The 9,954-nt window shown below is 66.4% G+C and carries 10 protein-coding genes; 5 read left to right on the top strand and 5 right to left on the bottom strand.

Annotation, left to right across the window (positions count from 1 at the left end; genetic code table 11):
- The coding region (locus tag B8115_RS09565) for a helix-turn-helix domain-containing protein (protein ID WP_010627567.1) at positions 1–393 on the top strand (393 nt) is incomplete at its 5' end.
- A 52-nt stretch (positions 394–445) separates the two neighbouring features.
- Here B8115_RS09565 and B8115_RS09560 read toward each other — a convergent pair.
- The 4 genes from B8115_RS09560 to B8115_RS09545 all read right to left on the bottom strand — a co-directional run bounded on the left by B8115_RS09560 (position 446) and on the right by B8115_RS09545 (position 4,550).
- The gene (locus tag B8115_RS09560) at positions 446–1,732 is read right to left on the bottom strand and encodes a TRAP transporter large permease (RefSeq protein ID WP_010627566.1); all 1,287 of its coding nucleotides are present in this window, start codon (positions 1,730–1,732) and stop codon (positions 446–448) included.
- Entirely contained in the window at positions 1,725–2,249 is a 525-nt protein-coding gene (locus B8115_RS09555; RefSeq protein WP_010627565.1) for a TRAP transporter small permease, read from the bottom strand. The genes B8115_RS09560 and B8115_RS09555 overlap by 8 nt, the downstream gene beginning before the upstream one ends.
- Before the next feature lie 14 nt (positions 2,250–2,263).
- Positions 2,264–3,298, bottom strand: a complete 1,035-nt coding sequence (locus tag B8115_RS09550) for a TRAP transporter substrate-binding protein (RefSeq protein ID WP_010627564.1) — start codon at positions 3,296–3,298, stop codon at positions 2,264–2,266.
- Positions 3,299–3,542: 244 nt separating this feature from the next.
- Positions 3,543–4,550 (bottom strand): helix-turn-helix domain-containing protein, encoded by a 1,008-nt coding sequence (locus B8115_RS09545; protein WP_010627563.1) that lies wholly within the window; start codon positions 4,548–4,550, stop codon positions 3,543–3,545.
- Positions 4,551–4,782: 232 nt separating this feature from the next.
- Between B8115_RS09545 and B8115_RS09540 the strand changes: the two genes are divergently transcribed.
- Together B8115_RS09540 and B8115_RS09535 are read left to right on the top strand one after the other, a co-directional pair.
- Complete coding sequence (locus tag B8115_RS09540; protein ID WP_010627562.1) at positions 4,783–6,201, top strand: aldehyde dehydrogenase family protein; 1,419 nt, start codon at positions 4,783–4,785, stop codon at positions 6,199–6,201.
- Positions 6,202–6,215: 14 nt separating this feature from the next.
- Complete coding sequence (locus B8115_RS09535) at positions 6,216–7,349, top strand: NAD(P)-dependent alcohol dehydrogenase (protein WP_010627561.1); 1,134 nt, start codon at positions 6,216–6,218, stop codon at positions 7,347–7,349.
- Here B8115_RS09535 and B8115_RS09530 read toward each other — a convergent pair.
- Positions 7,325–8,032: a GntR family transcriptional regulator gene (locus B8115_RS09530; protein WP_010627560.1), complete on the bottom strand. Its 708-nt coding sequence runs from the start codon at positions 8,030–8,032 to the stop codon at positions 7,325–7,327. The genes B8115_RS09535 and B8115_RS09530 overlap by 25 nt on opposite strands.
- A 272-nt stretch (positions 8,033–8,304) precedes the next feature.
- On the opposite strand from B8115_RS09530, the gene B8115_RS09525 reads away from it, so the two are divergent.
- Together B8115_RS09525 and B8115_RS09520 are read left to right on the top strand one after the other, a co-directional pair.
- Complete coding sequence (locus B8115_RS09525; RefSeq protein ID WP_010627559.1) at positions 8,305–9,369, top strand: aromatic ring-hydroxylating dioxygenase subunit alpha; 1,065 nt, start codon at positions 8,305–8,307, stop codon at positions 9,367–9,369.
- On the top strand, positions 9,366–9,954 hold a 589-nt coding region (locus B8115_RS09520), incomplete at its 3' end, for a ferredoxin reductase (protein WP_010627558.1). The genes B8115_RS09525 and B8115_RS09520, both read left to right, overlap by 4 nt.

Below are 9,954 nucleotides of genomic sequence, written 5' to 3'. Positions count from 1 at the left end.
CGCTTGGCCGAGCCGCACGGCCCCGCCACCGCGGAGCCGCGGAGTCGCGACCGCGGCCATGAGCACCTCGCCCAGTACCAGACCCTGATCGAGGCGCAGTACCGCCAGCAGCCCAGCGTCGAGCAGTTTGCCGAGTGGCTCGGCATGAGCAGTGCGCACCTCAACGCCCTGTGCCGCCGCCTGGCGAATCGCAGTGCGCTACAGCTGCTCCACGAGCGCCTGCTGCTGGAGGCCAAGCGTCAGCTCACCTATACCAACATGACCATCAGCCAGATCGCCGACAGCCTCGGCTTCTCCGAACCGGCCTACTTCACCCGCTTCTTCAAGCGCAATACCGGGCTCTCGCCGCGGGACTTCCGCCTGCGCCAGCACGCCGAAGCCTCGCCCAAATGAAAAGGCCCCGGTCAGCTAGGCTGAACCGGGGCAGGAGATCAAAGGTGCGAGGTTATAGCATCCATAGCGACAGCACCGGGAAAGCAATCAACAGCGCCAGGCGCAGCAGGTCGGCGACGATGAAGGGCGTCACGCCGCGGTAGATCTCGCCCAGCCCCACATGCGGCGCCATCGCCTTGATCACGAACACGTTCATGCCCACCGGTGGCGTCACCAGCCCCAGCTCTACCGTCAGCACGGTAAGAATGCCGAACCACACCGGGTCGATGCCAAGCATGGTGATGATCGGGAACACCACCGGCACCGTGATCACCAGCATGGCGATGGAGTCCATGAACATGCCGAGCACGAAGTAGAGCAGCAGGATCAGCAGCAGAATGACGATGGTCGGCACGTCCAGCCCGCCGAGGAAGGTGCTGATGGTGAAGGAGATGCGCGACACCGAGATGAAGTAGCCCAGCGTCTCGGCCCCTACCAGCATGAAGAACACCACCGCCGAGAGTGCCAGGGTTTCCCGCACGCTCTGCCACAGCCCGGCCAGGCGCATGCCCTTGTAGAAGGCGTAGAGCATGGTGGCAAAGGCGCCCACGCTGGCCCCTTCAGTGGGCGTGAACATGCCCTGGTAGATGCCGGCAATGATGATCACGAACACGGCGAAGAACGGCAGCAGCCCGGAGATCGAGCGCAGCTTCTCGCTCAGCGAGGTCGACTCGCCGGGCACCACCATGTCGGGCCAGATGCGCATCACCACGCTGACCGTCAGGGCATAGAAGACCAGCCCCATCAGGCCGGGGATGATGCCCGCGGCGAACATGTCGCCGACGGACTGCTCGGTGATCACGGCATAGATCAGCAGCGCGATGCTGGGCGGGATCATGATGCCCAGGGTGCCGCCGGCAGCCAGCGTGCCGGTGGCCAGCGAGCGCTTGTAGCCGTGCTTCTCCATCTCGGGCAGGGCCACCCGGGTCATGGTGCTGGCGGTGGCCAGCGACGAACCGGAAATGGCCGAGAACACCCCACAGGAGCCCACTGTGGCGATCGCCATGCCGCCCTTCCAGCCGCCGCAGATGGTGCGCGTGGAGTTGAACAGCATGCCCGCCATGCCCGAATGGGCGGCCAGCACCCCCATCAGGATGAACATCGGAATGGCGCTGAAGCTGTAGCTGGAAAGCACGTCCACCGGTACCGACTTGACCATGGAGAGCGCCGCGCCCCAGGAGATCACCTGGGCGAAGCCCACCACACCGACGATCAGCATCGCCAGCGCCACCGGCACCCGCAGAATCAGCAGTACCAGCAGACCGATCAGGCCGATGCCACCGATCATCTCGCTACTCATGATGGACACCTCCCCCCTCGGTGGCGAAGAAGGCGCCCAGGATGGCATGCAGCAGGCTGCGCAGCGCCAGCAGCGCGCATAGCACGGCACCGAACTGGTAGATCGGCCCCATGGGAATCCTCAGGTCCTGGGTTACCTGGCCGCGCTGGGCGGCAATGCCCGCCTCCTGCCACAGGCCGATGGCCATCACCGCGCCCAGCACCACGAAGCCGAGCAGGAACAGGCCGCCCAGGCGCTCCTTGAGCACCGGCGAGAGGCCGTGGGAGAAGGCCTCCACCACCACCTGGCTGCGCTCCACGCTGGCGGCCATGGCTGCCAGCAGCGAGAACATCAACAGATAGCGCACCAGCTCGACGCTGCCGATCACGCTCCAGTTGAGCGCCCCGCCGGAGAGGCGGAACGCCAGGCGCAGCAGCACGTCGACGATGGTCACGCTCATCAGCGCCAGCAGCGCCAGACCCGCCACCAGCAGGCACAGGCGCCCCAGCTGGCGGCTTGCGAACAGCAAGGGTTGCATCATGGCCTCCCGGCTCAGCCCTGCTCGACCGAGCAGGCCTCGCGCGCCGTCATGGCGGCTTCGTAGACTTCACGAGCATTGTCCAGGCCGCGGCCTTCGAGCTCGCTCAGGTAGTTCTCGATCCCCGCCTTGAGCGGACCGGCCCAATCGTCGTGCTCGAGCGGGTTGTCGATCACGCGGATGGTGTGCCCGGCCTCCTCGGCTTCCTGCTTGCCTGCTTCATCCAGGCCGTCGAACACGCCGCCGGCCACTTCGCTCCACTGCATGCCCCTGTTGGCCTCGATGGCCGCCTGCTGCTCTTCGCTCAGGCGGTCGAAGCTGCGCTGGTTCATGGTGGCGACGAAGATCAGCGAGTAGAACGGCACCTGGGTGTGGTAGTTGGCCAGCTCGTTGAGGCGGAAGACCTTCATGCCCTCCCAGGGGAAGCTCAGGCCGTCGATCACGCCGCGCTGCAGCGAGGTGTAGATGTCCGGCGCCGGCATGCCGACCGGCTGGGCGCCGAGCTGCTCGAGCATCTCGCCGGCCACGGCGGTGGGGCGGCGGATACGCAGGCCGGAAAGATCGGCGGGCGACTGGATGTCGTTATCCACGGTGTGCAGGTAGCCCGGCCCCGTGGTGAACATGAACAGCACCTTGGTGTCGTCATACTCTCCGGCGATGTGGCCGTCGTCGTAGAGGGTCTGCAGGATGCAAGCGCCCTGGCTGGCGGTATCGGAAACCCCCGGCAGCTCGACGATCTGCGACAGCGGGAAACGGCCCGCGGTGTAGCCCTGAGCGGTGATGGCGATGTCGGAGATGCCGTTGACCGTTCCTTGGTAGGCCTGGTCGGCGCGGGTCAGGGTCTGGGACGGGTAGTTCTCGATCGTAAGCTCGCCGCCGGAAGCCTCCTGCACGGCATCGGCCCAGGCCTGGAAGATTTCCTGGTTGATGCCGGAACCGTCCGGCCAGAAGTGCGACATGCGCAGGGTGGTGGAGGCCTGCGCGGCGGAAGCGGCAGTGAGCCCAGCGATGGAAGCCGCCAACAGGCAGCGGGACAGGACACGGTTCATGGGTGCCTCCAAGGGTAGTTATAGTCGGTTTGCAGCGCCTTTGTTCGCAACACGAACACACGTTCGGCTTAGCGACTAAGCTACCCCACCACTGCCCTACCCGATAATCGACATTAGTCTATGTCGATTGGATTTTTCGTTGCTTCTGACAAAGGAAAAGTACCCATTTGCCCACAAACCAGGACAAAAAGAATATCAACTTGGACTTTTCAAGGGTGACGTGACGCAGGGGGTACGCCGTGGTTCAGTGCTCCAGCGGCCCCTGCCGCCTGCGCAGCTCCACGGGAGAGATTCCGTAGCGCTGGCGGAATAGCCGGGCAAAGTGCGCGCCATCGACGAAGCCATGTTCCAGGGCGATGTGGGTGATGGTGTTGCGTCGATTCGTGGCGTCCAGCAGCGCCAGGTAGCAGCGCTCCAAACGCAGCTCGCGAATGAAGGTGGCCGGCGGCGCCAGCTGGTGTCGACGAAACTCGTCGTAGAGCGCACGCATCGACAGGTTCAGGGCGCTGGCCAGATCCTCCGGCGCCAGGGTCGGGTCAGCGAGCCGCTCCAGCACCAGGCGCCGCGCCCTGACCAGCCGCTCGCTGGGCATGGGGGCGCAGTGCAACTGCTGCCGTTGGCGCCGCCAGAGGAAGTCGAAAACGAGCTCGAGCGCCACCTCCTCCACCTTTGCCACCATGGGGTCGTCACCCCACACCAGCTGCGAACGCAGCGCCGCCAGGGCTCCCTGCACGGCGGCGTCCCACGGCAGCACCTGCCCCTGGCAGCGTTCGGCCAGCTGCCGCCACTCCGGCATGTCGGCCAGATCGAGGCTCAGCATCAGCACGCGATAATCGCCGAAGGTATGCAGGCGGTAGGGCGTCGAGAGGCGATAGATCGCCAGTTGCCCGGCTTCCAGGCGGATGGTGCGGCTGCCCTGCTCCATCTCGGCCCCACCTTGCAGTTGCCACACCAGCTTGAAGGTGTGGTCGGTGCCGGTGTGGCTGGCCATGCGCGGCGTACGCGTAACCCGCACTGGCGAGCTGGCCAGCTGAACCAGCTGACCGCTGTGCAGGTTTCGACCTCGCAAAGCGGCCCGGAATGTCGGCGTCTGGGGCACCACCTCCAAGGGCGGCAGATGGGCGCCGCTGGCGCTGACGAAGCGCTCCAGACTGGTGGTGCGCAGGCTGGTGGCACACAGGCTGGCGTCAGATGGGGCTGGCGACGGCATCCCAGCGGGACGCGCGTCGCTGCGAGGGGCGAAGGCGTTCATCTCCAGCGTCTCCGTAGCAATTGTTATTGACGTTATTTATTGCCACTTACAACAAAATCGACATACAGAGTGGTCCAAGACGACCCGACTTGGCAAGCGATCGCTGCAGGAATCGACAACGTCTCTGCACGGATACGCAAGACCGGCATGACATGGCGAGGCTGAATGGCCGTTACCCCCGGACGAAACAACAGACGTAAACAACAGACGTAAACAACAACAGGAGCACGCCATGTCCACTTCCCACGCCTTCCATGCCCTGATCAACGGCAAATTGACCACGGGCACTCGCCAGATGGCGGTGATCAACCCCAGCAACGAAGAGGTAGTGGCCTATTGCCCCCGCGCCACCCCCGAAGAGGCCGAGCGTGCCATTCGCGCCGCCCGCGAGGCCTGGCCCGCCTGGCGGGATACGCCGCTGGAACAGCGCCGCCAGGTGCTGCTTGCCATCGCCGATCGCATCGAGGCGAATGCCGAGGAGCTGGAGCACTTGATCACCCTCGAGCAGGGCAAGCCCCTGGCAGGCTCCAAGGTGGAAACCTTTCAGGCACCGGCGATCCTGCGCTTCTTCGCCAATGCCGATCTCTCTCCGCGAATACTGCAGGACGACGCGCAGCAGCGCGCCGAGCTGCACCGCCGCCCGTTGGGTGTGGTGGCCGCCATCGTGCCCTGGAACTTCCCGCTGGTGATGGCCTGCTACAAGCTCGGCCCCGCGCTGATCACAGGCAATACCTGCCTGGTCAAGCCGAGCCCCACCACGCCGCTCGCCACGCTGCGCTTAGGCGAACTCATCGCCGATCTGGTGCCAGCAGGAGTGGTCAACGTCGTGCCGGACGGTGGTGACATCGGCCCGCTGCTGGCCGGACATCCGGACATCGACAAGATCTCCTTCACCGGCTCCACCGCCAGCGGACGTGCGGTAATGCGCTCCGCCGCCGACAGCCTGAAACGCCTCACCCTGGAGCTGGGTGGCAACGACGCCGCCATCGTGCTCGATGACGTCGACGTGGCGGCCGTGGCCCCGCAGCTGTTCGGCCTGGCGTTCGTCAACTCGGGCCAGGTGTGCATGTCGATCAAGCGGCTCTACATCCACTCCGCCATCTACGAGCCGATGTGCGATGCGCTCGCCGAGCTGGCGCGCTCCGCCAAGGTGGGCGATGGGTTGGATCCGACCACCCAGTTCGGCCCGGTGCAGAACCGCCGCCAGTTCGACGCGGTGAAGCGAACGCTCGAGCTCGCCCCCCAGTACGGCCGGATCATTGCCGGCGGCCGCACCTACGGCCCGGGGTATTACGTCGAACCGACGCTGATCCGGGACATCGAGGAGGGCAACCCGGTGGTGGACGAGGAGATCTTCGGCCCGGTGCGCTCGCTGCTGCGCTTCGACGACGTCGAGGACGCGATACGCCGCGCCAACCGCTCGCCCTATGGCCTGGGCGGCTCGGTATGGACGCGGGACGTCGAGCGGGGCGAGCGCATCGCCAGCCGGCTGGAAACGGGCAGCGCCTGGGTCAATCAGCACTTTGCCATGGCGCCGCACATTCCGTTCGGCGGCCACAAGCAGTCCGGCATCGGCGTGGAGTTTTCCGAGGCGGGGCTGCACGAATACACCGCCATCCAGTCGGTGGTGGTCGCCAAGCCGGCCCAGTGAAAGGAACACACGTCATGGAAATCAACGCAGCCGTGGCCCGCGCGCCACAGGCCCCGCTCTCCCTGGAGACACTGCAGCTGGAACCGCCCCGGGCCGGTGAGATCCTGGTGCGCCTGGTGGCCACCGGCATCTGCCACACCGACATCGTCATGCGCGATCAGCACCTCCCCACGCCACAGCCGGTGGTGCTGGGCCACGAGGGGGCCGGTATCGTCGAGCAGGTGGGCAGCGGCGTCAGCAAGGTCGCCGTCGGCGATCACGTGGTCATGACCTACAACTCGTGCGGCTACTGCGCCAGCTGCGACAAGGGCCAGGCCAGCTACTGCCACGACTTCTTCCCGCGCAACTTCCTCGGCACCCGGGCAGACGGCTCGAGCGGCCTGTCCCAGGCGGGCAAGATGATATACGGCAACATCTTCGGCCAGTCTTCCTTCGCCAGCCACTCGCTGTGCCATGAGCGCAACGTGGTCAAGGTGCCCCGCTCGGCTCCGCTGGAGCTGCTGGGACCGCTGGCCTGCGGGGTGCAAACCGGCGCCGGCGCGGTGCTCAACTCGCTGCGGGTCGCGCCGGGCGACTCGCTGGCGGTGTTCGGAACGGGGTCGGTCGGCCTATCGGCCATCATGGCCGGTGTGGTCGCCGGGGCGACCACCATCATCGCGGTGGACCGCAACCGCCAGCGCCTGGAACTGGCACTGGAACTCGGCGCCAGCCACGCCTTCGTCGCCGACTCGCCTGGGGTGGTGGAACGGATCTGCCAGGCCGCCGGCGGCGCGGGCGTCGATCACGCCCTGGATACCACCGGCCTGGCGCCGGTCATCCAGCAGGCCGTGGCGGTGCTGGCGCCCCGCGGCACCTGCGGCATCCTCGGCGCCTCGGACCCCAGCAGTCACCTGGAGCTGAATCTGAGCCACATGATGTCGGCGGGCCGCAGCCTGAGGGGCATCGTCGAGGGCGACTCGCTGCCGGATCACTTCATCCCGGCGCTGATCCGCCTGTACGAAGGGGGCCGCTTCCCGTTCGACCGGCTGGTGACCTACTACGAGTTCGAGCAGATCAACCAGGCCATCGACGACGCCGAGCACGGCCGGGTCATCAAACCCATCGTGCGTTTTCCCACGACGTATCAGTCGTCGTCGGCTCGCGACTGACCGAACCCGGGCCCCAAGCCCAGCAGCTCGCCGTAGCGCAGGCCAATGAAGGCGTGCTCGCGCATCAGCATCTCGGCGCGGGCACCCTCGCCGTGGCGCAGCGCCTGGAACACCAGCTCGTGCTGGGTCTGGGCCAGCTGCAGCTTGCGGTACTCCCGGTCGAGCGCCTCGCTGTCGATGACGATGGAGTCCGCGGCGGCAAACGGCAGATGGTTGTTGCGCGCGATGGCATCGCCGATCACCGGACTGCCGGCCGAGCCGACGATGGTCTCGTGGAAGCGCCGATTGAGCTCGCTCCAGACGTCGACGTCGCGCTCCTCCAGATAGCCCTTGGCCAGCAGCTCGCGCCCCTTTTGGATCCAAACCGTCAGCTCTTCGGCCAGGGCCGGGCTCAGCCCCTGCTCCGCCAGGCGCCGCGCCGCCAGCCCCTCCAGCACCCCGCGCACCTCCACCGCACAGAGCACGTCCGCCTCGGTGAACTCCCGCACCATGAAGCCGCGCTTGCCGGCCCGCTGCAGCAGCCCCTCCTGCTCCAGGGTACGGAAGGCCAGGCGCACCGGGGTGCGCGAGACGCCCAGCTGCTCCGCCACCGCCACCTCACCGATACGTTCACCGGGCTGATAGAAGCCCTCGCCGATCAGCTTGCGCAACCGGCTCACCACGCTCTTGTCGCTGTCGCTCACTCGATCACCACCCTTGCTGCCCTTTCGAAATCACCAATGGATCCAACTAAAGCATAAGTTGACCATTGCAAGGCTGAAAAGCTCTACTTTGGATCCAAACATAACATTCTCAGTAAAGAAGGGAGCACTGATTTATGTAGCGAGCGATGAGAGGCTGGCCGCCGCCGGAGCGCAGCTACCGGAGTTGACTGTAGCTCAATGAGGATAGCGAGCACCGCCGGCGGCCAGGATATCGAGCGCAGTAATAAATCCATGCTCCCGAGGAGAGAACCGTGACTCAGCAAGCCCCCTTCCCCAAGAACACCTGGTACGTCGCCTGCACCCCGGACGAGATCGCGGACAAGCCGCTGGGACGCACCATCTGCAACGAGCCCATCGTACTCTTTCGCGGCGACGAAGGCCGCGTTGCTGCGGTGGAGGATTTTTGCCCGCACCGCGGTGCCCCGCTGTCGCTGGGCTTCGTGCGCGACGGTAAGCTGGTGTGCGGCTACCACGGCCTGGAGATGGGCTGCGACGGCAAGTGCGCCGGCATGCCCGGCCAGCGCGTGCGCGGCTTTCCCAGCATCCGCGCCTACCCGGTCGAGGAGCGCCACGGCTTCGTGTGGCTGTGGCCGGGGGATCCCGAACAGGCCGACCCGAACCTGATCCCCGAGTTGCACTGGGCCAACAATCCCGACTGGGCCTACGGCGGCGGGCTCTACCACATCCACTGCGAATACCGCCTGATGATCGACAACCTCATGGACCTGACCCATGAGACCTACGTGCACGCCTCCAGCATCGGCCAGCCGGAGATCGAGGAGGCCGCCCCCGAGACCACCGTGAATGGCGACGAGGTCATCACCAGCCGGCACATGGAAAACATACCGGCGCCGCCCTTCTGGCAGGCGGCCCTGCGCGGCTGCGGCCTGGCCGACGACGTGCCGGTGGATCGCTGGCAGATCTGCCGCTTCACCCCGCCGAGCCACGTGCTGATCGAGGTGGGCGTGGCCCACGCCGGCAATGGCGGCTACGACGCCCCGGCAGCGGTCAAGGCATCGAGCATCGTGGTCGACTTCATCACTCCCGAAACCGACACCTCGATCTGGTACTTCTGGGGCATGGCGCGCAACTTCAAGCCCGAAGACGGCGAGCTCACCGAGAAGATCCGCGAGGGGCAGGGCAAGATCTTCGCCGAGGACCTGGACATGCTCGAGGCCCAGCAGCGCAACCTGCTGCGCTATCCGGAGCGCCAGCTGCTCAAGCTCAACATCGACGGCGGCGGGGTACAGGCCAGGCGCATCATCGATCGCATCCTGGCCGAGGAGCGCACCGCCAGGGAGGGCGTCACGCCATGAGCAGCGTTCCCCTCTCGCTGATCGTCGAGGTCAAGGCACGCCACGACGAGGCCCGGGACATCGTCACCTTCGAGCTGGCCGACCCTCACGGTCGGCCGCTGCCGGCGTTCAGCGCCGGTGCCCATCTCGACGTGCAGGTCAGAAGCGGCCTGATTCGCCAGTACTCACTGTGCAATCACCCCGAGGAGCGCGACCGCTACCTGATCGGCGTGCTGCGCGACCCCGCCTCCCGGGGCGGCTCGGTGGCCATGCACGAGGAGATCGAGGTGGGCGATCTGATTCAGATCAGCGCGCCCAAGAACCACTTCCCGCTCAAGCCGGCCGGGCACACGCTGCTGCTGGCAGGCGGCATCGGGATCACGCCGATTCTCTGCATGGCCGAGCGCCTGGCCCATACCGATGCCGAGTTCGAACTGCACTACTGCACGCGCTCCCCGGAGCGCACCGCCTTCCGTGAGCGCATCGCCACCTCCGGCTTCGCCGAGCGGGTGCACTTCCACTTCGACGACGGCGAGCCGGCGCAGCAACTCGACCTCGCGGCGCTGGTCGCCACGCCGGACCCCGACGCCCGGGTCTACGTCTGCG

Origin of the sequence: Halomonas sp. KM-1, assembly GCF_000246875.1 — a bacterium.
GTDB lineage: Bacteria > Pseudomonadota > Gammaproteobacteria > Pseudomonadales > Halomonadaceae > Halomonas > Halomonas aerodenitrificans.
Note: the sequence above shows the minus strand (reverse complement) of the source record. Positions and strands in the feature narration are given on the sequence as shown.

Coding starts and splice junctions, on each gene's coding strand:
- B8115_RS09555 (WP_010627565.1), bottom strand. CDS start 2,249: ATGCAACCCTTGCTGTTCGCAAGCCGCCAGCTGGGGCGCCTGTGCCTG.
- B8115_RS09545 (WP_010627563.1), bottom strand. CDS start 4,550: ATGAACGCCTTCGCCCCTCGCAGCGACGCGCGTCCCGCTGGGATGCCG.
- B8115_RS09540 (WP_010627562.1), top strand. CDS start 4,783: ATGTCCACTTCCCACGCCTTCCATGCCCTGATCAACGGCAAATTGACC.
- B8115_RS09560 (WP_010627566.1), bottom strand. CDS start 1,732: ATGAGTAGCGAGATGATCGGTGGCATCGGCCTGATCGGTCTGCTGGTA.
- B8115_RS09535 (WP_010627561.1), top strand. CDS start 6,216: ATGGAAATCAACGCAGCCGTGGCCCGCGCGCCACAGGCCCCGCTCTCC.
- B8115_RS09550 (WP_010627564.1), bottom strand. CDS start 3,298: ATGAACCGTGTCCTGTCCCGCTGCCTGTTGGCGGCTTCCATCGCTGGG.